Origin of the sequence: Gordonia sp. N1V (assembly GCF_029269935.1) — a bacterium.
Classification (GTDB): Bacteria; Actinomycetota; Actinomycetes; order Mycobacteriales; family Mycobacteriaceae; genus Gordonia; species Gordonia polyisoprenivorans.
The window spans coordinates 1-24674 of record NZ_JARJDD010000016.1 but is presented as its reverse complement, the minus strand read 5'-3'; the positions used below and the strand labels follow the sequence as shown (position 1 = coordinate 24674).

The 24674-nt window shown below is 67.1% G+C and carries 27 protein-coding genes and 1 pseudogene; 14 read left to right on the top strand and 14 right to left on the bottom strand.

Features of this window, described 5'->3' with window-relative positions:
• The first annotated feature begins 136 nt into the window (after positions 1–136).
• Complete coding sequence (locus tag P3L18_RS19365) at positions 137–616, top strand: GAF domain-containing protein (RefSeq protein WP_006367969.1); 480 nt, start codon at positions 137–139, stop codon at positions 614–616.
• Here P3L18_RS19365 and P3L18_RS19360 read toward each other — a convergent pair.
• Entirely contained in the window at positions 565–726 is a 162-nt protein-coding gene (locus tag P3L18_RS19360) for a hypothetical protein (protein ID WP_165776308.1), read from the bottom strand. The two genes, P3L18_RS19365 and P3L18_RS19360, sit on opposite strands and share 52 nt — an antisense overlap.
• Before the next feature lie 180 nt (positions 727–906).
• Here P3L18_RS19360 and P3L18_RS19355 point away from each other — a divergent pair, with 180 nt between their 5' ends.
• From P3L18_RS19355 to P3L18_RS19345, 3 genes are all read left to right on the top strand, one after another.
• Positions 907–1353, top strand: a complete 447-nt coding sequence (locus tag P3L18_RS19355; protein WP_006367968.1) for an Hsp20/alpha crystallin family protein — start codon at positions 907–909, stop codon at positions 1351–1353.
• A gap of 66 nt (positions 1354–1419) precedes the next feature.
• Complete coding sequence (locus P3L18_RS19350) at positions 1420–1599, top strand: hypothetical protein (RefSeq protein ID WP_079931026.1); 180 nt, start codon at positions 1420–1422, stop codon at positions 1597–1599.
• 140 nt (positions 1600–1739) lie between these two features.
• The gene (locus P3L18_RS19345) at positions 1740–2216 is read left to right on the top strand and encodes a glutathione peroxidase (protein WP_079931025.1); all 477 of its coding nucleotides are present in this window, start codon (positions 1740–1742) and stop codon (positions 2214–2216) included.
• Between the two features lie 103 nt (positions 2217–2319).
• Here P3L18_RS19345 and P3L18_RS19340 read toward each other — a convergent pair whose 3' ends face one another.
• The gene (locus P3L18_RS19340) at positions 2320–3369 is read right to left on the bottom strand and encodes an NAD(P)-dependent alcohol dehydrogenase (protein ID WP_006367965.1); all 1050 of its coding nucleotides are present in this window, start codon (positions 3367–3369) and stop codon (positions 2320–2322) included.
• A 172-nt stretch (positions 3370–3541) separates the two neighbouring features.
• On the bottom strand, positions 3542–4201 hold the full coding sequence (locus tag P3L18_RS19335; RefSeq protein WP_276114949.1) for a hypothetical protein: 660 nt from the start codon (positions 4199–4201) through the stop codon (positions 3542–3544).
• 40 nt (positions 4202–4241) lie between these two features.
• Between P3L18_RS19335 and P3L18_RS19330 the strand changes: the two genes are divergently transcribed.
• The 6 genes from P3L18_RS19330 to P3L18_RS19305 all read left to right on the top strand — a co-directional run bounded on the left by P3L18_RS19330 (position 4242) and on the right by P3L18_RS19305 (position 9887).
• The gene (locus tag P3L18_RS19330; RefSeq protein WP_276114948.1) at positions 4242–5090 is read left to right on the top strand and encodes an SIP domain-containing protein; all 849 of its coding nucleotides are present in this window, start codon (positions 4242–4244) and stop codon (positions 5088–5090) included.
• A gap of 182 nt (positions 5091–5272) precedes the next feature.
• Positions 5273–6193: a zinc ABC transporter substrate-binding protein gene (locus P3L18_RS19325; RefSeq protein WP_276114947.1), complete on the top strand. Its 921-nt coding sequence runs from the start codon at positions 5273–5275 to the stop codon at positions 6191–6193.
• 4 nt (positions 6194–6197) lie between these two features.
• Entirely contained in the window at positions 6198–7001 is an 804-nt protein-coding gene (locus P3L18_RS19320; protein WP_276114946.1) for a metal ABC transporter ATP-binding protein, read from the top strand.
• Positions 7002–7008: 7 nt separating this feature from the next.
• Positions 7009–7902 (top strand): metal ABC transporter permease, encoded by an 894-nt coding sequence (locus P3L18_RS19315; RefSeq protein WP_276114945.1) that lies wholly within the window; start codon positions 7009–7011, stop codon positions 7900–7902.
• Positions 7902–8762, top strand: a complete 861-nt coding sequence (locus P3L18_RS19310) for a metal ABC transporter permease (RefSeq protein ID WP_276114944.1) — start codon at positions 7902–7904, stop codon at positions 8760–8762. Before P3L18_RS19315 ends, P3L18_RS19310 begins: the two co-directional genes overlap by 1 nt.
• A 90-nt stretch (positions 8763–8852) precedes the next feature.
• Entirely contained in the window at positions 8853–9887 is a 1035-nt protein-coding gene (locus P3L18_RS19305) for a GGDEF domain-containing protein (protein ID WP_276114943.1), read from the top strand.
• Between the two features lie 21 nt (positions 9888–9908).
• Here P3L18_RS19305 and P3L18_RS19300 read toward each other — a convergent pair whose 3' ends face one another.
• Complete coding sequence (locus P3L18_RS19300; RefSeq protein ID WP_276114942.1) at positions 9909–10916, bottom strand: acryloyl-CoA reductase; 1008 nt, start codon at positions 10914–10916, stop codon at positions 9909–9911.
• A gap of 137 nt (positions 10917–11053) precedes the next feature.
• Between P3L18_RS19300 and P3L18_RS19295 the strand changes: the two genes are divergently transcribed.
• The 3 genes from P3L18_RS19295 to P3L18_RS19285 are packed head-to-tail and all read left to right on the top strand — an operon-like array spanning position 11054 to position 12871.
• Positions 11054–11515 carry a cupin domain-containing protein gene (locus tag P3L18_RS19295; protein WP_276114941.1) on the top strand — a complete coding sequence of 154 codons (462 nt, stop codon included), beginning with the start codon at positions 11054–11056 and terminating at the stop codon, positions 11513–11515.
• A gap of 47 nt (positions 11516–11562) precedes the next feature.
• On the top strand, positions 11563–12399 hold the full coding sequence (locus P3L18_RS19290) for an SDR family NAD(P)-dependent oxidoreductase (protein ID WP_276114940.1): 837 nt from the start codon (positions 11563–11565) through the stop codon (positions 12397–12399).
• Between the two features lie 40 nt (positions 12400–12439).
• Complete coding sequence (locus P3L18_RS19285) at positions 12440–12871, top strand: PPOX class F420-dependent oxidoreductase (protein ID WP_276114939.1); 432 nt, start codon at positions 12440–12442, stop codon at positions 12869–12871.
• A gap of 16 nt (positions 12872–12887) precedes the next feature.
• Here the strand turns inward: P3L18_RS19285 and P3L18_RS19280 are convergent, their stop codons facing one another.
• From P3L18_RS19280 to P3L18_RS19255, 6 genes are all read right to left on the bottom strand, one after another.
• Positions 12888–13361, bottom strand: a complete 474-nt coding sequence (locus tag P3L18_RS19280) for a DUF2231 domain-containing protein (RefSeq protein ID WP_276114938.1) — start codon at positions 13359–13361, stop codon at positions 12888–12890.
• 103 nt (positions 13362–13464) lie between these two features.
• Positions 13465–14502, bottom strand: coding sequence for an ABC transporter permease (locus P3L18_RS19275; RefSeq protein WP_276114937.1), 1038 nt, complete (start codon positions 14500–14502; stop codon positions 13465–13467).
• A 65-nt stretch (positions 14503–14567) separates the two neighbouring features.
• Entirely contained in the window at positions 14568–15641 is a 1074-nt protein-coding gene (locus tag P3L18_RS19270) for an aminotransferase class I/II-fold pyridoxal phosphate-dependent enzyme (RefSeq protein WP_276114936.1), read from the bottom strand.
• The gene (locus P3L18_RS19265) at positions 15638–16684 is read right to left on the bottom strand and encodes a 3-oxoacyl-[acyl-carrier-protein] synthase III C-terminal domain-containing protein (protein ID WP_079931010.1); all 1047 of its coding nucleotides are present in this window, start codon (positions 16682–16684) and stop codon (positions 15638–15640) included. The genes P3L18_RS19270 and P3L18_RS19265 overlap by 4 nt, the downstream gene beginning before the upstream one ends.
• A complete protein-coding gene (locus P3L18_RS19260; protein WP_006367946.1) occupies positions 16681–17346 on the bottom strand; it encodes a hypothetical protein in 666 nt (221 codons plus the stop codon). The genes P3L18_RS19265 and P3L18_RS19260 overlap by 4 nt, the downstream gene beginning before the upstream one ends.
• Positions 17343–19007: a thiamine pyrophosphate-binding protein gene (locus P3L18_RS19255; RefSeq protein WP_276114935.1), complete on the bottom strand. Its 1665-nt coding sequence runs from the start codon at positions 19005–19007 to the stop codon at positions 17343–17345. Before P3L18_RS19255 ends, P3L18_RS19260 begins: the two co-directional genes overlap by 4 nt.
• 154 nt (positions 19008–19161) lie before the next feature.
• On the opposite strand from P3L18_RS19255, the gene P3L18_RS19250 reads away from it, so the two are divergent.
• Positions 19162–20616 carry a HAMP domain-containing sensor histidine kinase gene (locus tag P3L18_RS19250; protein WP_276114934.1) on the top strand — a complete coding sequence of 485 codons (1455 nt, stop codon included), beginning with the start codon at positions 19162–19164 and terminating at the stop codon, positions 20614–20616.
• Here the strand turns inward: P3L18_RS19250 and P3L18_RS19245 are convergent.
• The 4 genes and pseudogenes from P3L18_RS19245 to P3L18_RS19230 all read right to left on the bottom strand — a co-directional run.
• Positions 20595–21266, bottom strand: a complete 672-nt coding sequence (locus P3L18_RS19245) for a response regulator transcription factor (protein WP_006367943.1) — start codon at positions 21264–21266, stop codon at positions 20595–20597. The genes P3L18_RS19250 and P3L18_RS19245 overlap by 22 nt on opposite strands.
• A gap of 79 nt (positions 21267–21345) precedes the next feature.
• Positions 21346–22428 (bottom strand): saccharopine dehydrogenase NADP-binding domain-containing protein, encoded by a 1083-nt coding sequence (locus tag P3L18_RS19240; RefSeq protein ID WP_276114933.1) that lies wholly within the window; start codon positions 22426–22428, stop codon positions 21346–21348.
• Positions 22429–22491: 63 nt separating this feature from the next.
• A complete protein-coding gene (locus P3L18_RS19235; protein ID WP_276114932.1) occupies positions 22492–23886 on the bottom strand; it encodes a plasmid pRiA4b ORF-3 family protein in 1395 nt (464 codons plus the stop codon).
• Positions 23887–23904: 18 nt separating this feature from the next.
• Positions 23905–24674, bottom strand: a pseudogene (locus P3L18_RS19230) (ABC transporter ATP-binding protein); the annotation flags it as partial.

The window sequence follows — 24674 nt, the reverse complement described above, 5'->3', positions numbered from 1 at the left end:
CGCGAACACTACCGCAGAACGGGTCCGAAGTGCTCATCCGTTCCCGCACGCTCAGTTCGGATCGCGGGTGATCTTATGCCCGGCATCCGGGTACAACATCACCCGGAACCATCCGGGCGGAGTCCATGATGGAGTGATGAGCTTCGACATCGCGACCGCCCAGACCGGCACCTACACCGAGCTCGCCGAGGCCGCAGCAGGCCTCGTTGCCGGCGAGCACGACCGCATCGCCAACGCGGCCAATATCTCAGCGCTGGTGTATCACTCACTGCCCCAGCTGAACTGGGTCGGTTTCTACTTCTTCGACGGTACCGAGCTGGTCGTCGGGCCGTTCCAGGGCAAGCCCGCCTGCGTGCGTATCGGTCTCGACCGCGGAGTGTGCGGCGCAGCGGCACGCACCCGCACGACGCAGCGCGTCGCCGATGTCCACGCGGTCCCCGACCACATCGCCTGCGACGCGCAGAGCCGCTCGGAACTCGTCGTGCCCCTCGTCGGCGCCGACGACGAGTTGATCGGAGTCTTCGACCTCGACAGCCCGGTACCGGAGCGTTTCACCGCCGACGATCAGCGCGGACTGGAGGCCATCGCGGCGGTCTTCGTCGACTCGTTGCGGTGATCGCCGCGCACCGGCGTCGCCATCACCGTCGACCACCAGGTCGACAGCGGCGACGGCTCGGGCCACACCACGTCGGTGCGGGCGGGTGCATCGTGTTCACGGTCGGTCATGCTGTCCTCCTTGTCTTTTCGCCGTGAGACGATCGATGACGACGTCGTTGAAGACTATTAGCACTCTTTTGCTTCGAGTGCTAGACGAGCGCGCGCAGCGGGGTTATATTGGGACCCGTACAGCGTGAGAGCTGCCTGTCAAAGGGTGGCAGGCAGCCTGGTCTTCAGGAGGTGAGTGCTGTGCTTCGTTTTGATCCGTTCAGTGATGTCGACGCGCTTGCTCGTGGATTGATGACCGGCTCGATGGTCGGTAGTCAGCGCGCCCCGCGGTTCATGCCGCTGGATCTGTACAAGGTCGGCGATCACTACATGCTGATCGCCGACATGCCCGGCGCCGATCCCGGATCGATCGACGTCAACGTGGACAACGGCGTGCTGACCCTCTCGGCGCAGCGCAGCGCCCCGTCCGACGACGGAGTGCAATGGCTGGCCAGTGAGCGGTTCTCGGGGAGCTATCGCCGCCAGATCACCCTGGGCGACGGCATCGACCCGGCGCGCATCTCGGCGACCTACGACAACGGTGTGCTGCATGTGAGCATCCCGCTCGCAGAGGAGGCCAAGCCGCGCAAGATCGCCGTCGAGACCAAGAGCGATCCGCACGCGATCGCGGCCGGAACATCGGGCTGAGACAACCGGTCGGGCCGAGGCAACCCATGGCCGGCCGGGGAACCGAGGACAACGCAGGAGGTTGTGATGAACATGCCCGCGCAAGAACCGATTCCGAAGGCCGACGAGGCCGACTGGGTGGAGCAGACCGTCGAGGTCACCGACGACTCCGGCGTCGACGAGTATCCGTACACGCCCCACGATGACGGTCCCGACACGGAGGAGGAGCTGATCCCCGGCGAGCAGCGCACGCCCGGTTCGCGCTGAGCGCACGGAGCCCGTGTCGCCGACGCGGTAATCGATGGCGGTGGCGTCACCGACAAACGGTGTCGCCACCGCCATCGCCGTATGAACCGGCGGGCGTAGGCTCGATGTGACGTCACCGACATACGACCCCGGGGGATCTCGTGACCACTGCCTACGACTTCACCGCCACCGATATCGACGGCAATCCCGTCGATCTGAGCACTTATCGCGGCCATCCGCTGCTCATCGTGAACACCGCATCCAAATGCGGATTCACCCCGCAGTACCAGGGTCTGGAGAAGTTGCACCGCGAGTACGCCGACCAGGGGCTGGTGGTCCTCGGATTCCCGTGTGACCAGTTCGCCCACCAGGAGCCCGGTGACGAGGACGAGATCAAGAACTTCTGCTCGTTGACCTACGACGTGACCTTCCCGATGTTCGCCAAGGTCGACGTCAACGGCGACGACGCCCATCCGCTGTATCAGTGGCTGCGCCAACAGAAGTCGGGAATCCTGGGCAGCCGGGTCAAATGGAATTTCACCAAATTCCTCGTCGACAAGTCGGGTGCGGTGGTGGCGCGGTTCGCGCCGACGGTCACGCCGGAGAAGCTCACCGACGACATCGACAAAGTGCTCTGACCGGCGGCGCACCGAACAAGAATTCCTGGTGCGACAACTGCGGGGCACCGGTGTGAACCGGTGCCCCGCAGTTGTTTCCCTTACGCGGTTGCGATGCGGCAGATCAGTCGGCCAAGGTCGCCGCGTCGATGACGAAGCGGTAGCGCACGTCGCTGTCGACGACGCGATCATAGGCCTCGTTGATCCCATCGGCGCTGATCGTCTCGATCTCTGCGCCGATGCCGTGCTCGGCGCAGAAGTCGAGCATCTCCTGGGTCGGGGCGATCCCGCCGACCATCGACCCGGCCAGCGAGCGCCGATTGTTCAGCAGCGGGAATGCCTTGAGCTGCAGGGGATGTTCGGGCAGTCCGAGTTCGACGAAGGTGCCGTTGACCGCGAGCAACGAGAGGTACTGGTTGAGGTCGAGGTTCACCGACACCGTGTTCAGGATCAGATCGAACTCGTTGCGCAGCGTGCGGAAGGTCGACTCGTCACTGGTCGCGTAATAGTGATCTGCACCGAACCGCTTGCCGTCCTCCTCTTTTCGCATCGACTGGCTGAGCACGGTCACCTCGGCGCCGAGGGCGTGGGCGATCTTGACGCCCACGTGCCCGAGCCCGCCCATGCCGATGATGGCGACCTTCTTGCCCGGCCCGGCGCCCCAATGCTTCAACGGCGAGTACAGCGTGATGCCCGCACACAGAAGGGGAGTGGCGACGTCCAGCTCCAGGCCGTCGGGAATCCGCAGCACGAAGTCCTCGGTCACCACGACCTGCTGTGAGTAGCCGCCGTGGGTGAATTCGCCCTCGTAGGTGGTGGAGTTGTAGGTTCCCACAGCACCTTTCACGCAGTACTGCTCGTCGCCGTCCTTGCAGGGGCCGCACTCGCCGCAGGACTGGACGAAGCAGCCGACGCCGACGCGGTCGCCGACCTTGTGCCGGGTGACCTCGGAACCGACCGCGGAGACGGTGCCGGTGATCTCGTGGCCGGGCACCACCGGGTAAGTGGTGCCGCCCCATTCGTTGCGGGCGGTGTGGATGTCGGAGTGGCAGATGCCCGCGTAGGCGATGTCGATGAGGACGTCGCGCGGCGCGAGGTCCCGACGTTCGATGGTGGTCTTCGACAGCGGCTGGTCGGGTGCGGTGGCGATGTAGGCGTTGACGGTTGTCGTCACGGGTGTCCTTCCCGAGCGCACGCCGCAACCCGGGGGATGTCGGGGGAGTGGCGCGGCTCTGATCGATTGCCTGCACCATCCATTGTGCTCCACATATGGCCGCGCTCGCATACTCGCAGCGCACGCCGTCGCGGATGCCGGTCCGGGGTGATTTGCGGAGATCGCGCCAGGTCTACGTCCGACGCCACCGCGGTCCGGGATCCACGTCGAGTCCGGCAACGTGAAGCGAACCCACAACGAGGGCCTTGACGGTCCATCGGAGTTCGGTCTCGATGTCGTCGTCGGGGAGGTCGGCGCGTGCGCTCGACGGTCGTTTCTCCTGGCCGTAGGAGGCGTAGACGGTATCGGCCAGTGCGACAGCCGCAAACGCGATGCCGGAAAGCAAGGTCCGCGCGGTTGCCGGGTCCAGGCCGTATACCGCGGCGACGCGATGGTGGTGCGCGCCGATCTTGGCGACCATCGTCGCGGTGGTGTCGGTTCGGCGGGTGAGGAACGGGGTGATGCCGGGGTGGTGGTGCGCGAGCAGGCGTATCGACAGTGCGAAGTCGAGGAGGTACTCGTGGATCGGGAGGGCTGCGTGTGGGTCGGGGATCGACCAGTCGAGGAAGATCTGCTCGGCGATGAGTGTGCGCAGTTCGCCGAGGCCGTCCACGTGTTTGTACAACGCCGCCTGAGTCACCCCGAGCTGCTTGGCCATCCCGGCGAAAGTAACTGCAGGCAAGGTCATTTCGACGCCGGCGGTGATGATACGAGCACGGTCGAGGGTGGGTGGGCGGCCCCGACGCCGTGGTGGCGCCGGGGCGTCGGTGCCGAGGCTTGCCTTCTCGTCCATAATTTGTATAGTACCCATAAACTAATTGATGGGAGCGCGTATGGCCACCGAGTTCGCCACCCCGCCCGCGGGTTCGGGTGACCCCGACGAGACATCACTGCGCGGCGACGAGCACCGCAGTGGGCTCGCCGACGTCACCGCACGGGTGGTGCGCATCACGCGACCCAGTGCCGGGTTGCTGCGTGTGGTGCTGGACATCGGTGAAGCGGCTCGGGATTCGACGTGGGCGCGGCCGAATGTGGCTGTCCGGATTGGCCTCGACGACGCCGAGGCCCGCTCCCGCGTCTACACCGTGCGTGACGCCGACCTCGATGCGGCACGGATCACACTCGACGTGGTACAGCACGGTGCCGACAGCCCGATGATGCGGTGGAGCACGGTGCTTCGTGTCGGCGATGCCGTCGAGCTGACCGGACCGCGTCCACACTTCCTGCCGCCGGAGGGCGGTGCGCGGGTTGCGCTGTTCGCCGATGATTCGGCGCTTCCCGCGCTCTACGAGATCCTGCGGGTCTGGCCCGAGGGGCGATCGGCGATCGCCGTCGTCCAGAGTGACGACGACGTGGCGGTCGGTGAACTGGTGTCCGGTGCGCAGGTCCGTATCGAGCAGGTCTCCGCCGAACCCGGCTCGTTGGTGCGCTCGGCGACACGGATCGCCGACCCCACCGACCTGGTCGTCTGGGCCGCCGGTGAACGCGACGAGATGCGGTCGCTGCGAGCGTATTTCCGCTCCACCCTCGGCCTGGCAAAGGATCGGACCGCGGTGTTCGGCTACTGGCGACGCGGTGTGAGCAACACCGAAATCGATCGGGTCCGCTTGCGGACCTATAACTCGTTGACGGCGCAGGGCAAGACGCTCGCCGATCTTGACGACCTGGCCCTCGAAGTCTGATCGACGTTCCGCGGTGGGCATCGAAAATACATGCGCGCCAGCGCATCTGGTACTTATCGCCCGATAGAAGATCTTCTTCGCAAATCGCCCGACGGGGTGGCTGTCGGGCAGTTGGCGTCGTATCCTCCTCCTGTTAATGGTTGTCGTTGCCAGTAGGGCGTGAAGCCCGGGACGGATCGAGAGTGCGCATCAGCAGAATGGCGGTGGCGGCGGTGGCCGCTGCGGCGGTGGTGGTCGGTATCGCCGGATGTTCGAGTTCGTCGGGCGGGTCCGACGACTCGACGATCCACGCCGTGGCGGCGGAGAACGAGTACGCCGATGTGCTCTCGCAGGTCGGCGGGCACTACGTGTCGGTCTCGGCGATCATGAGCGACCCCAACACCGATCCGCATACCTACGAGGCGAGTCCGTCGGTGGCCAAGGAACTCCGCGACGCGACCCTGGTGGTGCAGAACGGGCTGGGCTACGACGACTTCATGTCCAAGCTCGAGCAGGCGTCCCCGGTCAACGGGCGTAAAGTCGTTGTGGCCCAACAGGTACTCGGACTTCCGGACTCCACCCCCAATCCGCACCTGTGGTACGACCCCAAGACGATGCCCGCGGTGGCCAAGGCCATCGCCGACGATCTCGGCACGCTGCAACCCGCCCACAAGGACGAGTTCGAGAAGAATGCGTCGGCGTTCACCGCCTCGCTGCAGCCCTGGCTGACCGCCCTGGCGAGCTTCGCCAAGACCCACCCCGCGACACCGGTTGCCGTCACCGAACCGGTCGCCGACTACATGTTGCAGGCGGCAGGCACCGACATCAAGACGCCCTGGACGCTGCAGGCGGCGATCATGAACGACACCGACCCGTCGCCTCAGGACTCGACGCTGCAGGATTCGCTGCTGAGCGACAAGCAGGTCAAGGTCTTCCTCTACAACCAGCAGGTCACCGACGACACCACAAGCAAGTACCTGGCGCTGTCCAAGTCACACGGCATCCCGGTGGTCGGCGTGTACGAGACGATGCCGACCGGCTACACCTACCAGCGGTGGATGACCGCCGAACTCGACGCGATGTCCAAGGCCGTCACCGACGGCACCTCGACCGAGAAACTCTGAGCCGGTGGTAGGGCCCGCGGACTCGATCGTTCTCGCCGCGCACGACATCCGGGTGAGTCTGGGCGGCCAGCCGGTGCTCGACGACGTCTCCGTCGAGGTGGCGCCGGGAGAGTTCGTGGGACTGATCGGCGCCAACGGTGCCGGGAAGACGACGCTGTTGCGCGTGTTGCTCGGAGTTCTGCGGCCGAACTCCGGGCAGGTACATCGGCCCCCGCGTGGCGCGATCGGGTACCTCCCGCAGAAGGTCGGCGTCGATGCCGACACCCCGCTGCGTGCCCGCGACATCGTGGCCCTCGGCATCGACGGCGGACGACTCGGTATACCGCTGCGGCGCAGAAGGTTACGGCCCGTCGTCGACGAGGCGCTCGAAGCGGTGGACGCGCAGGCTTTCGCCGACAAGCGCATCGGCGAGCTCTCCGGGGGACAACAGCAACGCGTCCTGCTCGCGCACGCGTTGATCCGGAAACCGCAACTGTTACTCCTCGACGAACCGTTGGCGGGCCTCGACCCCGGCAGCGCCTCGGACATCGTCGACCTCCTCGACACCCTGCGCCGCACCACGGGGGTCAGCATCGTCATGACCGCCCACGACATCAATGTGCTCCTGCCGGTGATGGATCGCGTCGTCTACCTCGCCGGCGGCAAGGCCGTCGACGGCCGCCCCGGCGAGGTGATCACCACCGAGGTGCTCAGCGGGCTCTACGGACGGCCCATCCGCGTCATCCGCACCGACGGGCGAGTCCTCGTGCTCGCCGACGATCGGATGTCCTCGCCCGGGCTCGTCGCACCCGACGAGCTCGGGGTCTAGGGGCCGCATGAGTAGCGACGAGTGGCTCACCGGATTCTTCGTCACCGAATCGGTCCAGACCGCACTGCTGGTGGGTGGCTTCGTCGCCGCGGTCGCCGCCGTCGTGGGGGTGTTCACCGTCGTGCGCGGGCAGTCCTTCGCCGGTCACGCGCTCGCCGACCTCGGCGCCGTCGGCGGTTCGGCGTCGTTCCTCCTCGGTATCAGCCAGCTGTGGGGATTCGTGGGGGCCGGCGTGCTCGCGGCACTCCTGATGGAGGTCATCGGGATTCGCCGCATCCAGGGTCGTGACGTGGCCACCGGGGTGATCCTCGGGTTCGGTCTGGGCCTGACCTCGCTGCTGTTGTATCTGGCGACCACCAATGGTTCCGGTGCGTCACACGACGCCACGGTGTCGGTGCTGTTCGGATCGCTGTTCGTCATCGATCGGGCACTGGTGCCGGTCGTCGTCGCCCTCGGCCTCGTCGCACTCGCCCTGGTGGCAGCCATGTGCCGGTGGCTGCAACTCGACCTCGTCGACCATGACCTCGCCACCGCCGCCGGCGTGCGAGTTCGGTTGTCCGGCTGCGCCTTCCTGATCGCCTTGGCCCTGGCGGTGGAGTTGTCGTCGCTGACGATCGGCGTCATCCTGTCCACCGCGCTGCTCATCGGGCCACCGGCCACCGCGCTTTTGGTGACCCGGCGGTTCTCCACCGCGATCCTGCTCTCGGTCGTTCTCGGCGTGGCCGCCACCTGGCTGGGCTGTCTGCTCTCCTATGAGAGCCACTATTGGGCTGGTACGCACGGCAATTGGCCGGTCAGCTTCTGCATCGTGACACTGGTGTTCCTCGCCTATCTCCTCGCGCGCGTGCTGTCGGCCGGCCGCCGACGCCACGTCACCATCGCAATACCGGTGCCGAGCTGATGTTCGAGCCGTTTCTGATCAATGCCTGGATCGCCGGTACCCTGGTCGGGATCATCGCGGGTGTGGTGGGGTTCTTCGTCGTCCTGCGCGGGGATTCGTTTCTGGCGCATGCCGTTCCGCACGGTGCCTTCGCCGGCGCCGCGGCCGCGGTCTTGGTGGGCGCCAACCCCCTTCTCGGTCTGGGTGTCGCCGCCACCGCCGGTGCGATGACGATCTCCGCGCTGGGGGCGCGCGCCCGACGTGACGTGGCGACGGCGCTGGGCCTCGTGCTCATGTTGGGGCTCGGTGAGTTCTTCCTCAGCCGCGGCGACCAGTACTCGTCGCAGGTGTATGCCCTGCTGTTCGGGCAGATCCTCGGAGTGTCGACGATCGCCATTGTCCCGATGGTGGCTCTCGGTGCGCTGTGTGTGCTGACGGTGGCCGTCGTGTATCGGCCGCTGCTGCTCGGCTCGGTGCTACCCGACATGGCGGCCGGTCACGGCGTCGACACCCGGTACACCTCGATGGCCTTCGCGCTGGTCCTGGCATGCGCGACCACGATGAGTGTGCCGATCGTCGGTGCTCTGCTGATGTTCGCCCTGCTCGTGGGTCCGGCGGCGACGGCCCGGTGCTTCACCCGCAGCCCGGGTCGGTCGATCGCGGTCTCGGTGGTGCTGTCGGTCGGTGCGGTGTGGGCCGCCATCGCCTTGTCGGTGCAGACCGATTGGCCGATCGGGTTCTTCGTCACCGCGATCTGTGCCGCGATGTACATCGTCGGACGTCTTGCCGGCGTCCTCTCGTCACGACGCGTCGGACGGGCCGCGCGAGAACGGGATCAACCTCTGCGGACATCGCACAGGTACTCCACAGCCACCCCGTGACGGTCCTCACGCTGTGAATAAAGTCGTCTATACGTCCGCACATTGGTGGTTCGCTATCGTCTAGCCCATCATCAGGCCGACGGGGAGACGGTGAGTTCCACACTCCACAGGATCACGCGCACGACGGTGGGTTTGTCGACGCTGAACTTCGCGGTGGTGGCGGCGGTGACGCTGCTCGATCCGACGCGCGGGCCGGTCGGGGACCTCGCACGTACATGGGTCATCGCGTGCATCGTCGCCGATGCCGTCGTGGCGATGGTCTGGTTTGTCAGCGACGTCGTGACACACGGCGTGGCCGCACGAGCCTTCGGGATCTGGGCGGACGTCGGGACCGCATCGGTGTTGATCACTTTCGCCGATCCGGGTGAGGCGCTGGTGGGGTGTGTCCTGTTTGCCGTGACCGGGGCGTTCTTCACGTTCTATCTGCCGCGTTTGTGGATGCGCATCCACGTCGTCTTCGTCCTCGGGTTCATCTTGCTGATGGCGGCGCTCTCGGTGCGCGACGGCATGAACTGGCCGACCGTCATCGCCCGCACCGACGTGGTGATCGCCGGTGTACTCGGCCTACCGATGACCATCCAGATCGTGTGGGCCTCCCAACGGCGTCGCGCCCGACTGTCGGAGGTCGACGCACTGACCCGCATCGCCAACCGCCGTGGCCTCGACCGATACGTCGAATCCGTGTACCGGACGCAGCCCCGTGGCGTCCTCGGCGCGATGGTCATCGACGTCGACTACTTCAAGTCGGTCAACGACGAGTACGGCCACGATACCGGTGACCGGGTGCTGGTAGCCGTGGCGCAGGCGCTCGTCGAGGCCGTCGGAGATGCCGGGACCGTCGCGCGTAACGGCGGTGAGGAGTTCGCGGTGTTCCTCGCCCTCGACGCCGCATACGAACTGGATGCGACGACAGCACTCATGCCGGTGCGCGTCACGGTTCCCGGGATCGCGCCGGTCGGCCTCAGCATAGGGGTGGCGTCCGTGTCTATCCGGGCACCGCAGGAGATGGACGCCTCGACCGCCTGGCGTCTACTGGCCGCCGCGGACGAGGCGATGTATCGGGCGAAGGCGCGGGGTGGGGCGCGCGTCGAGAGCGTGGATCTGGCGGGTACCCCGCCCCCGTGACGCGGGCTTTCGCCGCCGGTGTCAGTCGTCGCCGAGGACCCGCACGACGGTGCGGCCGGTGAGCTTGCCGGCCTTGATCTGCTCGAGCGCCGCGGGCAGGTCGTCGAGACCGATCTCGCTGATGACGCGGTCGAGATGCGATGGGCGCAAATCGCTTTCGATGCGTGACCAGATCGACCGGCGCAGCTCCGCGCCGATGAGCACCGAGTCGATTCCGAGTAGTGCGACCCCGCGGAGGATGAACGGCATCACCGTGGCCGGCAGGTCCGCACCGCCGGTGAGGCCGCTCGCGGCGACCGCGCCACTGTGGTTCATGGTGCTCAGGACGTACGCCAGGGTCTTGCCGCCGACGCAGTCGACCGCACCTGCCCACACCGACTTGCCGAGCGGCCGGATCTTCGTCTCCTCGTCGACGAGCCGTCCGATGACCTCGGTGGCCCCGAGTTCGCGCAACAGGGGTTCGGCGTCGGGTTTGCCGCTCGACGCGGTGACGGTGAAGCCGGCCCCGGCGAGAAGATCGACGCTCACCGCGCCGACACCGCCGGAAGCGCCGGTGACGAGCACCGGTCCGTCGTCGGGGCGCACGCCGTGATCGAGTAGCGCGGCGACGCTCATCGCCGCGGTGAAGCCCGCGGTCCCGATGGTGGCGGCCTCGCGGGTGCTCAGTGATCGCAGCGCGACCACCTGTGCAGCGGGTACGCGAGCATAGTCGGCGTAGCCGCCGTTGGCCTCGGTGCCGATCGGTCCGCCGTGTGCGACGACCCGATCACCGGGGGCGAAATCGGGGTGATCGGAGGCCACGACCTCCCCGGCGACGTCGATGCCCGGAACGATCGGATACGTGCGGACCACCCCGCCGCGCGGGGTGACCGCGAGTGCGTCCTTGTAGTTGACGCCCGAATAGTGCACGGCGATCGTCACCTCGCCGTCGGGAAGATCGTTCGCGGACAACGTGGTTCGGTCGAGGGAGATCTGTCCGTCGGCTTCGGTGGCCAGCAGGGCGGTGAAGTTCTCGGGCGTGCTCGTCATCGTGGTCCTCCGTTGGGCGTTGATGGTCGCTTCTCCAGTGATGGTAGGCACCGGTGCGCGCGAGGGCAGGGCCGGTGGTCGCGCACCGGCCCCGTCAATCGCTCCCGCTTCCGATTGTGTCCGGGTACGGTCCGTACATGAGGTCACTCACCCGCGTCCTGGTCGTCCTCGCCGCGTTGGCCACGCTCGGGGCCCTGTTGCCCGCAGCAGCGCATGCCACGCCGTCGTCGGGTGTCAGGGCGGTGACCCTGGCCGAAGGTGACATTCCCGCCGACCTGCTGCCGTTCGTGCCGCGCGGGGTGCATGTGGCGGTCCGGGAGATCACCATCGCGCCCGGCGGAAGCATCGGCTGGCATTATCACGACGGGGAATTGATCGGGTTGGTGCGGGCCGGCACGCTGACCCATCCGGGCGCCGATTGCGCACCCGTCGTCTACCACACCGGCGGCATCATCAAAGAGCCTGCAGGACAAGCAAATACTCACGTGGGCCGAAACCTCGGTACCGGGCTGGTGGTGCTCGACGTGCTCTACCTGATCCCGTTGGGCAAGCCGCTGTTCGAGGATGCGCCCGCACCGGCGTGCGACGCACCGCGCTGACGCGTTCCGCATCCGACGCCCCCATCACCGAAAGTGATTGCCATTCCATGAGTCCGCGCACAACCATCGTGATCACCGGTGCCAGCGACGGGATCGGGGCGGTCACCGCCCGAACCCTCGCCGCACCCGATGTCGACCTGATCCTCGTCGGCCGTTCCGCCGGCAAACTCGACGCCGTCACCGCCGACACCGGTGCGGTGGGATTCACCGCGGACTATGCGGAACTCGACGACGTCCGCCGGCTCGCCGAGAAGATCCGCGAGCACACCGACCACATCGACGTACTGCTCAACAACGCCGGCGGTACCTTCGATCCCCGGCACGCCACGCCCGACGGGCACGAGCCCAACTTCCAGATCAACCATCTCGCACCGTTTCTGCTCACCAATCTGCTCCGAGATCGGCTGGCGGCGCCGGACGCCTGCCTGGTGGTCAACACCGCCAGCGTCGGCAACCTCGCCGGCCACGTCGACCTCTCCGATCTGGACTACCGGCGCCGGCGCCCCATCGGCCTGCGCTGCTACGGCACCGCGAAACTGATGAACATCCTGTTCACCCGTGGCATCGCGCAGCGGTGGACCGACGAGGGGATCGTCTCCGCCGCAGTACATCCCGGTCCCGCGGCGACGAGTTTCGGCCGTGACTCGGCGTTCGTCGGACTCCTGTATCGCACGCCGCTGCGCCACATCGGGACCATCACACCCGACAAGGGTGCGCAACCGCTGATCGAGTTGGCCCGCCGCGGCCCCGACCCGGAGATCAACGGGGTGTACTTTCATCGACACAAAGCCAAGGGACCCGAGAACCGCCAAGCTCACGATCAAACACTGATCGACGGATTGTGGTCGGCGTCGGCACAATTGGTGGGGGTCGATCCCGGCTGAGCTCTACCACCATGAACCCGAAGCACTCCGAGGAGAACAGATGTCCCGTCCACCGCTTCCCGAGTCCGCCCGCGAACTGTTGGCCAAGGCCAACCCCGCGGTCATGGCGACCGTCCGATCCGACGGCGCGCCCGTGTCGGCGGCCACGTGGTACCTCCTCGACGGCGACCACGTGCTGCTCAACATGGACGACGAGCGCGTCCGGCTGCGGCATCTGCGCAACGACCCGCGGGTCACGCTGACGGTCCTCGCCGAGGACAGCTGGTACACGCACGTGACGTTGATCGGCGAGGTCGTCGACTTCCGCGCCGACGACGGGTTCGCTGACATCGACCGCATCTCCCGGCACTACGGCGGCCAGCCGTACCCCGACCACGAGCGGCCCCGGACGACTGCGGTGATGGCTGTGCAGCGGTGGTACGGCTGGGGTGCCATGCAGGACAACGACCAGGCGTCACCGACCGCCGACTGACCGCAGGCGAGACTGCTCAGTCCACCCACACCGACCGGGCGCCGGCGTCGCCCACCAGGACCACCATCACGAGCGTGCCGACGGCGACGACGACGGTCGCCGCCGCCAGGATGACCGTCGTCATCCGGATGACCCGAGCCGACGGCCGCCACGGCACACGGGCCAGGATGCGCTCGTCATGCGCCGCCCACCACAGCACGGTGAGCGCGAACAGTGTTGCCACCCAGGCGATCATCTGATCGCCGAGCTCGGCATGGCGGAGGAGATCGGGGTTGGCGGCGACGCGTTTCTGCAAGGCCTCGCCTGCCGAGGTGGTCAATGGTGTGACGACGACGGCGATCGTGACGACGAGTAGCGGCACGATGCCGAGACGGCGTCGCGCGCTCGGCCAGGCGGCACTGGCGCCGGCGAGCAGTGCGGCGAGCGGAATCGCCACGACCGCGAGGTGAACGAAGAGGGGATGAGCAGGGATGCCATTGATCGTGTCCATGGGCCAGAAGTGTTGTGCTCGTCCGCTGAAGAATCGCTGAAAAGCCGACACCCACACTCGGTTTCGGTGATCCGGTGAATCCGCCCGGGGGTGTGACCGGCCGTCAGGCCGCGGCGTCGGAGGACACGGTGGTCAGGACGGCGGGGGAGCGGTGGTGTTTGACCAGATAGACGGCGGTGCTCAACACGGTCCACGCCGCGAGCACCACGAAGGGTGCCGCGTGCTGGTGATGGGGAAAGTAGATGGCGGTGTGCAAGGCACTGACCGTCGAACCCGGCGGAAGCCACCCACCGATGCTCGCCAGGATGCGCGGCAGCAGCGGCCACGCCACCGAACCGCCCGACGACGGGTTGCCGAGCAGGATCATCACCGCCCAGGTCGGCAGGATCGCCCACCGGCCCATCAGCGAACTGAACATCGTGAAGATCATGCCGCACGTGAACATGGTGAACGCCACGATGAACCACGCCTCGAAAAACGGCAGATCGAGCGTGGCCACCACCCGGTCGACGGTGAAGGTCACCAACAGGCCGCCGAGAAGTGAGTAGGCGCCCGTGAATCCGATGCGTTCCCACGGTTTCAGCGCGGCCGCGTGTACACCGAGCTGGATGGCGCCGACGAATCCGACGACGACCGCCGCGATCGTCATGTAGAAGACCGTCAGACCATGCGGGTCGCCGTCCTGCAACGGATGCAGGTCCCGAACCGTGACCGTGTACCCGGCCCGCTGTGCGGCGGGCGGAAGGGTATCGGTGAGCAGTGATGCCACCGACTGACCCGATGCACTCGAGATATCAAGGGTCATCAGGCGATTCGGCGTCGAGATTTCCACGATCGCGAACACCCGTTGCTCGGCCAGTTGCTCGGCGCCGCTCGCCCGGTCGGCCACAGAAGTGATGTCGAGCGAGCTGCCGATCGCGTCCTCGAGATCACTCTCGAGCATTCGTGACTGTGCGGTCGGAAGGCTGCCGACGATGGCGATCGGGATGGTCTCCGGCCGGGGATTGGCCGTCGCGTACGTGTAGGAACCGACGAACAGGGCAACCGCCACACTGCACAGCAGGGTGACCACGGTCGCCGGGAGGAAACGCGACCCGCGGAAACGACGCCACTTCTCGGCGGTCTGCTCCAGGATGCGCACCGTCCCAGCGTAGGGGAGCCGGTGGTGTTGCCGCGCGAGTCAGACCAACCGGACACGAGTACCGGTCACGCCGAGGCCGCCACCGTTTCCAGGGTGCGGATCACGCGCTCGGTGTCGTACCGATCACCGATGGTGATCCGCAGACCGTGTGGCCGATATGGTGTGACCGAAATCCCGCACGCGATGAGGACCTCGCCGAGAGCGACGCCCTCGGCGCCGGGCAAGAACAAGAAGTTGGCCTGACTGGGAAGCGCGTTGGCGCCTGCGGCTCGCAGTCTGTCGGCAAGACATCTGCGTTCGATCCGCATCCGCCGCACCCGCTCCGACAACTCGTCGGACAAGTCCAGGGTCAGTGGAACCGCGAGTTCGGCGAGTGATCCGACGGCGAAAGGCACTTCGTGAGAACGTAATTCGTCGATCAACGGAATCGGGCCCACCCCGTACCCGACGCGCAATCCGGCAAGGCCATGGGCCTTGCTGAAGGTCCGGACCGCGACGACACGTGGATGTGTTGAGAGCATCTCTGCGAGATCCGGTGCGGTATACGAGAATTCGAGATAGGCCTGATCGATGATCACGGTCACGTCGTCGGGGAGCGCGGTACAGAAGTCGAGTAATTCCGAGCAATCGAGTACCGCGCCGGTCGGGTTGTGCGGTGAGCACACTGCGACCGCGACGGTCTCGGGGCCGACCCGCTCGTACAGTTTCTGCAGATCGGGGCGGCCGTGAACATCGAGGGGTAGGCCGCGGAGCCGTAGCCCGAGGCTGCCGGCGAGTATCGGGTAGCCACCGAACGTGGGTATCGGCGTCAGCAATTCGGGTGACGATACGCCGCGTCGAGCACCATGGCTCACGGCGCAGTGCAGCGCGGCGGCGAGCACGCCGGTGGCACCCGGTCCCACTGTCACCGCGTCGTCGTCGACGCCGAGATGTCCGGCGATGGTGCGGCGCGTGCGGTGCGGCAGGAACTCGGGATAGCGGTTGAGCGAGGGCACCGCATCGGTCAGGGCGCGCGCCAGGCTCGGCAGCGGCCCATATGCGGATTCGTTGAGATCGAGCCGGACTCGTTGCGGTGCAGCATATCTCTGCGATGAGATTTGAAGGGGTGGGTCGGGAGCCGGGCGCAGGTGACGGGTCATCGTCTGCCGGCCCAGCGGATGGCGGTGGCCGCAGCGAAGTCGCCGGCGTGGGCGAACGCCGACATCATCACCACGTCGCCGGGTCGGACACGTCCGTCGTCGATCGCGGTGTCGAGTGTGGTGGGAACACCGACCGCGAACAGGTTGCCGCACTCGTCGAAGGTGTCGGGGTGACGCTCGGCGGGGAGTTCGAGCGCTTCGCGCCAGTTGCGCAAGAAGATTCGATTGGGCTGATTGGTGATGAACCAATCCAGCGCCGACGGAGCGATACCGATCGCATCGGCCACCTCGATCGCCACCTCGGGGACCATACGGTTGCCGCGCGCGAGCACCTTGGTGATGCGCGACTCGGTGAAGCCGATGTGGATTTGTCCGGGTCCGGCCTCCCAGTATTTGCGAGAAGGAGACGACACCGACGCCATGTCCGCCGAGTACTCACCGAAGGAGTGGGCGGCCGACCCGAGAATCGGCGACCCGTCGTCACCGAGGGTCAACAGTGCTGCGGCCGAACCATCGCCGGGGATGGCGGCCTGGGCTTTGCCCCGCACCTGCTCCTGGGTGAAGATCTGTGCCGCACTGTTCTGTGCGAGCGCGATCAACGCCGCTCCACCACCGTCGGCGCGAAGCAACGAACCGGCGATGTCGATCATGTGCATGAACGCCGCACACCCCGCGTTGTGGACGTCGAGGACGGTCCGGGGCCGCAATCCCAGCCGATGCGCCAACTCGCCACCACACCCCCGCACCGGGACCTCGGGCAGCTGACTGTGGGTGAGTACGATGCTCACCTCATCGAGGTACTCGGACCCGTGGCGATCGGTGAGAACGCCTGCCGCCGAGACCATCATGTCCGCCGACGTCTCACCGTCGGCGGCGTGATGGCGAAAAGCGGGTGCCGCGAACATCACGTTGCCCGCAAGGTCGTCGTCGGCGGCGTACCGGGCGAAATAGTCGGCCGGGACCCGGTTGTCGGGGAGATAGGCTGCGAGATCACGCAGGACCACCGGTGAGCGGGTCGGATCAAGTCTGGTCGAGGCGGTCATGACGTCATCCATTCCGGGGTGAGGGGCAGGTTGTTGTGGTGGCGGAACTCGGCGATCGCCGTGAGATTGTCGAGCTCGAGTTGGTGTCCGGCAGAGAACATCTCCCAGAAATCGCCGACCCATACCGGGCGATCGGGCGGCGCGGTGTCGGGGTAGGGATTCTCGTCGTAGAAGGGATGCCGGCAGTTGTTCCACAGCACCACCGAACCCGGACGATTCAACACCACCTGCGCATCGACGACCCGCATCAGGTAGATCATCCACAGGTGTTCGCCCTGATCCCATGCACAGTGGTAGTCGACGGTCATCGCATTCGGGTCGGAGATGGTGCGGGTGTAGATGTCGGTGTTGTCGCCGAGCCGGTCCTGGGCGACCCACAGGCCGGGCTCGTCGGTTTCGGTGAATCCGCGCAGACTGTAGGTCCATTCCTCCAGCGAGCGGGTGTCGGAGAGCCAGGAGAACAGCTCGCGGGGCGGTGCGTCCACGTACCCCTGGATCGGGCAGAACTGCCCGAAGATCTTGTCGTGCGGGTACACCGAGCGCAGCATGTCGACGATGATCGGGGTCGCCACCGTGCGGGGGTGGCTCTCGACGCGGATGAGCCCGTCGATGTCGGCGATGCGGTCCCCGAGGTCGGCGAGCGGGGCGGGCTGACTGGTCATGCGGAGTCCTCTCGGGGCAGGAAGGGAGCGAACGGTGGAACCTCATCGCTGTGGCATTCGACGACAAGACAATTGGGTCCGCGCTCGGCGAAGAGCGCCGCGCAGGCGGCGCTCGTGCCGGCCGCATCGTGGGGATGGCGGACCGTCACGCCGGTATACAGCGCCGACACGGCGCCGGCGATATCCGACGTGCGAAATCGGTTGACACCGAACGTCTCCGGAAAGTACAGATTCTCCCGCGTCACACACATGCCGTGGGCGTTGTTGTTGAGGACGATCAGGGTGACCGGGGCGTCGTGCTCCACGGCGGTGTGAAACTCCATGCCGTGCATGAAGAACGCACCGTCGCCGGCGATCACCACGCTTCGCCGGGACGGATCGTCGATGGCGGCCCCGATCCCCGCCGCGATCGCGTATCCCATGCCGCCCATGCCGAGGGCGACGGTGAAGCGGCCGGAGCGGCGCGGCGTCAGATGGTGTAACGCAGCGGCTCCGGCGTTGCCTGCGTCGGCGAAGACGTGCGCATCGTGGGGTAGGTGTGCGTCGATCGCCGTCATGAGTGCCGGTAGGCCCGGCAGATGCGGATCGGGGGCCGGCGGTGTCGTCAGGTATTCGACAACCGCACGCGGCGGGCGACGCGGCGGGAGCCGACGCAGGGACGCGGACTCCGCGAGATGGATGAGCGCCGTGGCGATCGAGGTGACCGCGACGGTCTTGCTGGGATACCGAGGAGGCTGTTCGCCAACGTGATACAGCTCGATACCGTCGAGCAGGTCGTCGAGGCCACCACGATCGGTGACCGTCATCCGAGTGCCGAGCGCCAGGCACACGTCGGCGTCGGCGAGGGCCCGCCGTGCCGACGGATGGCCCATCACCCCGGTGACCCCGGCGTGCGTGGTGAGGTCGGTGACGGCATCGGCGCCACCGGGAGCGGCGACGATCGTGGCACCGAGCATCGTCGCGATCGCGCTGACGGTCTCGCCCGCATGGGAGCGCGACACCTCGTCGCCGACCCACACACACGTGTGTGCGCCTGCGGTGACGCGCTCGGCGAGGAACGTGGCCAGGGTGTCGAGGGAAGCAGACGCCTGCTCCGCCGAATCGGCACCTGTCCCGGTGGCGCCGGCCGCTCCGTCATACGGCTGCGTCTGAACGTCTTTCGGCACGATCAGGGCGGCGGGCAGGCCGCGGCGCAGCGCGGCGAACGACTGGGCGAGTGCAGACCCGAGATCGGCCGCCGAGCGCACCACCGCACAGTATCCGGTGATGCCGCCGAGGACGGCGATGAGATCGATGGTGTCGGGGGGATCGAGCATGTCCTGGAAGGCACCGCGCCCGGTCAGTGGTGTCGGGGGTGCACCGATCACCGCGAGTACCGGAACCCGGCTGTCGTAGGATTCCGCCAGCGCAGCAACCACATTCAGCGCGCCCCCGCCGGATGTGGTCACGACCATGCCCGGCCGCCCGGTCATCCGCGCCACCCCGTCGGCCATCGCGCCCGCCGCGAACTCGTGTTTGGCAACCACCATCGGCATGCCGATCACCGCTCCGGTGGCGTACACGTCCTCGATGTTGGCGCCGTGGACCCCGAACACCGCGCTGATTCCGTTCTCACGTGCGGCCTCGAGGATGCACTCGGCGACGGTACCTGCGGCAACCATGCTCTGCACTCTTCGCCGGATCACCTGAAGGGCCGCTGAAAGCCGACACTGGTCGGCGCCGGGGGCATCGAATAGACTGTGCGATCAGCGTTCCACGCGGACCGATGCTCTTACCAGCCGACTCGTGACCGCCGGACGCGGGACGGACCGAGCAGTGAAGAGAACTTTGTCGTCGCCCATCGCCCGATGGGGTGTGCGAGTGCAGTCGACGGTGATCGCGGCGATCGTGGTGGCCGTCGCTCTCGGGATCGGCGGCGCGGTGACGCTGTACATGTTGCACCGCGCGAACACCGACGCGATGTATCGATCTACCGCCCGGCAGGCCTACCAGATCGCCACCGCCATCACCCACGGGGGACCCGCCGCCGTTGACTCCGACGATCTCGCCCCCGGCGCCGGTGTGGATGTGATGCAGGTGCTCGATGAGCAGGGCGAGGTCGTGGTGGCCTCACCGGGGGCGCCGACCGGCGCGGTGACACTTGCCGGATACCAGTCGGCGGGGGCGGGCACCGTGCCGGCCGACGACTCACCGGTCTACGCCGACGATGTCTACATCCCCGGATTCCATGGCGAGTACTGCGCGACCGCGGTGACGGCCAGGTATGCGGGACAACGCTATTCGGTCATCGCGCTCGACCGCGCGAGCGGCATTCGCAGCAGTGAATGGACGATGGCCTCGATCATGGCCGTCGAACTGCCGATGGTCGTGATCCTCGGCGCCGGGGCGGTCTACCTCCTCGTCGGCCGATCCCTGCGGCCGGTGTCACGAATCTCCCGGCGGGTCAATGAGATCAGTGCGAGCCGTCTCGGACAACGCGTACCGGTACCCGAGGCGCACGACGAGATCCGAGCGCTGGCGGTGACGATGAACGGGATGCTGCGCCGACTGGAGTCCAGCCACGACGCACAACTGCGCTTCGTCGGTGATGCCTCCCACGAACTGCGCAGCCCACTGACCACCGTCGTCGGACTCCTCGACCTCGCCGACGATTCCCACACCGCGATCGACACGGAAACGGTTCGGGCCGTGCTGCTTCCCGAGGCACGACGAATGCAACACATCGTCGACGACCTGTTGCTGTTGGCCCGAGCCGACGAACGTGGGCTGCCGCTGCAGCGGATCGAGGTCGACCTCGACGACATCGTCGGCGCCGAGATCGCTCGGCTCAAATCGTCGAACACCGTTGTGGTGGAACCGCATCTGGCGCCTGTTCGAGTGGTCGGTGACCGGGAGATGATCGCGCGCGCCGTCCGCAACCTCACCGACAACGCCGCCCGGTACGCCCGCTCCCGGGTGTCGTTGTCGTTGCGCGCCGACGGAGACGACGCGGTGATCACCGTCGGCGATGACGGTCCGGGTATCCCGGAAGCGCAGCGCGAGCGCATCTTCGACAGGTTCGCCCGAGTTGACGCCGACCGGCGTCAGGGATCCGGTGCCGGGCTCGGCCTGGCCATCGTGCGGGAGATCGTTCGTGCCCACGACGGCAGCGTCGTGGTGGCCGAGAGAACCGGTGGCGGTGTCGACTTCGTTGTGCGACTACCGATGCCGGCGGCCGAGAATCTCTCTTCGGCGGACCGAGGCCCTGCTCAGTCCTCCCGCAGCCGGTAGCCGGCTCCGCGCACGGTTTCGATGGAGGACACCCCGAACGGCTGGTCGATACGCCGACGGAGGTAGCCGATGTACACCTCGATGATGTTCTCGTCTCCGGTGTAGTTCTCATCCCAGACCGATTGCAGGATGGAATGTTTGGACACGACGGTGCCCTTGCGGCGCATCAGGTGTTCGAGTACCGAGTATTCCCGGGGTGTCAGCGTGATGACCTGCCCGGAGCGGGTGACCACCCGCTGGGCCGGGTCGAGACTGAGCGTTCCGGCGGTGAGCACGGCGGGGCGCTCCCGGCCGCCGCGCCGCACCACGGCCCGCAGATGCGCGTTGAGCACCACCACCGAGAAGGGTTTGACCAGGTAGTCGTCGGCGCCGAAATCGAGGGCCTCGGCCTGGTCGTACTCGCCGTCCTTGGCCGAGAGCATCACCACCGGTGTCCAGACCTCACGTCGCCGCAACTCGCGAACCACCTCGAACCCGTTGAGGCCGGGCAGGATGATGTCGAGCACGATCGCATCGAACTCCTCGGCGCTCGCCTGGGCCAGGGCGTCCACACCGTCGCCACTGACCGTGACGTTCCACCCGGCGGTGGTGAGTACCCGGCGGACGGTCTCGGCCACATTCGCGTCGTCGTCGACGACCAGCACCCGCACGCGGTCTCCACTTCGGTGTTCGGCAGGGCCCCGGCCCAAGGTCGACTCTACTACCGCTCGTCTGCCCGGACGTCGGTCCCTACTGGGCCGTCAATCCCGCTTCGGCTGCGCCCGCGGTGAGTTCTTCGAGGCCGAAGCCATCGACGGGGCCGAGTGCGCCGACGGCGCGCAAAGCGCCGGACAGTGCCTGCGCTGCGCCCCAGGCGAGGATCGAGGCGGTGAAGGTGTAGGGATCGACACCGGTGAGCGTCGTCGACGCCAGCACCGCGCCGTTGGCGTCGAGCGCCTCTGCGACGATCCACGACGACGTGCTCGCCCGTTGCTCCGCGGTCGGTCCGCCCGTCGATCCCTTCACGGCCCGGGAGAGGACGGCGTCGCCAAGGGCCTTGAGCGGAGCGATCTGCGCGGCGATCGAGGTGACCCGGGTACCGATCTGCAGGGCGCGTGCCGCGGCCGGCGGCGAGCTGAGGTAGACGTCGATGTCACGCAGCTCCGGATACGAATGGGGCAGGGCGAGATGCTCCGACGCCGGAATCGATGCCGCGGTGCGGGAGGCGCCATTGACGGTGAAGGTGTGCACGCGTTCTCCCAGACGTGCCGGACGAAGTCGCCCGTCGCGCAACGAGAATCCGGGCTCGAACATCATGCCGGCCATCGACGCCCGGGTGCCGCCGCTGGTGCCGGGATCGACGATGCCGTAACAGATTCGGACCCCCGTCGCCGCGGGGGTGTCGGCGAGGACCAGGCCGGCGGCGAGATTGCCGGGGACGTAATCGAATCCGAAGGCGCTGAGCAGCCCGATGTTCTTCTCGCGGGCCTCGGCGTCCCGATCGAACACGGCGCGGATGAAGGGCCCCTCGCCGGTGGAGTCGAGGTAGTGCGCACCGGCGTCGAGTGCGGCGTCGAGCGCGGGCCGCCCGTACCGCAGGAATGGGCCGACCGTGCTGATCAGCACATCACCCGATTCCAGCAGTGCGCGAACCGATGCCGGGTCGGTGACATCGGCGACGGCGGTGTCGGCACCGCCGATGTCGGTGGCCACCGAGGCCAAGGCGGACCGGTTGCGGGCGGCCAGTAGAGGCTCGACACCCCGCGCCCGTAGCGCGGCGGCTGTCAGCCGCCCGGTGTATCCCGTCGCCCCGAACAATACGATCTTCGACATCTGCGGCCCCCGCTCTGGACAAGTGTGCGGATTCGACGCTACAGGGCGAGCCGGGGTCGAGGATCAACGGTGCGTGAGCAGGGCGGTTCGGGCGAGCGCACGAACCGTGGGGGACAGTGTCGGAGGTGGGAGTTTGCTCCACTTCCACGGTCGTTCGACCCCCAGCAGCGCGAAGAAACGCCGTGTCGGGGAGTACGCGTCGCCCATGCTGTCCCGCGGATCGCCCGCACGCCAGCCGAGAGCGGACATGGTGTAGGCGACCGGCCCCGCGCGATCGATGACACCACCGGCCACCAGGACGAGCTCCAGCACACCGTAGTCGTGGTCGGCGTCGCTCTTGCCGAGCGGAAAGCGTTCGGCGACGGTGCGCCACAACAGGTTCGGGTCTGTGGCGCATCGTGAGCCGAGTTTCGTTGCCACATAGCGGCCCTTGAGTACACGCGCGAGGCCGATGTCGCGGGTGTACTCGCGGAGCATCGTGACCTGGTAGTGGTCGACCTCCCGATTGGACTCACCGATGGTGTCGGCGATCAGGGGTCGCAACTCGCCCACCACCGACGGCGGCAGGTACCCGGACTTCGTCAGGGTGATGCCCGCCGCGGCGTGGCGGATCAGGACGCCCATGGCGTCGAGGAGTAACGCGGCGTCCGAGGGGATCTCGTCGATCGGCTCATCGAGCCGACAGTCGATCAGCGCACGGGAGAAGTCCGGGGACAGCGTCGGGGTCAGTCGGGCGGTGACGGTCGCAACCAGGGGGCTGACGTGCGCGACGACGCCGAAGACCTGGGTTGCTCGGGACTGGATGTCGAGGCGGTCGTTGACCGCGTCGACATCGAAGAGTTCGGGATCGACGGCGTCGGCGTGGCCTGCGAGCCAGTCGCGGTCGGGATGGTCGGGATCGGCACGCACCGCCAGCAACAGCTCGTAACCCGTTGTGCCACCACAATCCTCGGGCGGGCACGCGCGCTCCCCGGCCAGACATTCCGGCCGTCGGGCCGCGGCGGTGATCGCCTCCACCGTGAGTCGATGGTCCCAGCAGTCGCCGAAATCGTAGCGATAGAACAGTGTGTCGCCGACCCGGGTCAGCAGGGTTGCCAACGGCACCCCGGCCTCGTCGCGCTCGTCCTCATCGGTCTCCCAGTCGGCGAAGGCGTATGTCGGCTTGTAACTGGTCAGCCCGCGAGCACGCGGATCGTTGTCGCGAGTCCACTGGTGCAGATGGCGATCGCCCCAACCCATCACCGCCTGTACGACGAGATGCAGATCGTCGAGTGCGATGTTCGCCGGGACTCGGAATCGACGCCAGATCGGCGGTTCGATGTCGTCGAGTTCGATGCGCAGCTCGACGCCGCCCCGCATGAGGTCAACGGTGGAGTCCCCGACCTCCCCGAGGGCGGCGGGGAGGTCGGGGAGATCGGGGACGGCATGAAGATGACGACCGGCGGCCGGAGTGGTCATGCCATCAGGGTAAGGGTGTCACCCACGCAGGCTGGTGCCGGTTTGTTGGTCGAAGACGGTGATTTTGGTGGGGTCGAAGTAGAGTTCGGCGGTACTGCCGCGACGGATCTGTGATTCGGGGGAGAGTCGGGCGATCATTTCGCCGCCGCCGAGGGTGGCGCCGGAGTCGGCGGATAGTTCGGCGAGTGCGTCATTCGCCGAGTGGTGGGAGTCGATGCGGAAGTAGGCGTAGTTGTCCGATCCCATGGATTCGAGGACGTCGATCCCGGCGGTGAACGTCATGCCGTGTGAGCGGGTGTCGGTGTCGATGAGGTGGGCGTCTTCGAGGTGTTCGGGGCGGATACCGACGAGGACCTCACCGTTGCTGTTGACCCGGCCGGCGCTGTCGGTGACTTGTTGGTGGTCGTGCAGCGCTATCGTGCCGATCGGGGTCGAGATTCCGTCGGCGCCGAGTCGTCCGGGCAGGAAGTTCATGGCGGGCGAGCCGATGAATCCCGCGACGAAGATGTTGGCGGGGTGGGTGTAGAGCTCTTGGGGGGAACCGATTTGCTGGACGTATCCCGAGCGCATGACCACGACGCGGTCACCGAGGGTCATGGCTTCGGTTTGGTCGTGGGTGACATACACGGTGGTGGTACCCAACCGTTGTTGCAGCCGGGAGATCTCCGCTCGCATCTGCACCCGCAGTTTCGCATCCAGGTTCGACAGGGGTTCGTCCATCAGGAACGCCTTGGGGGAACGCACGATCGCCCGGCCCATCGCGACGCGTTGGCGTTGCCCACCGGATA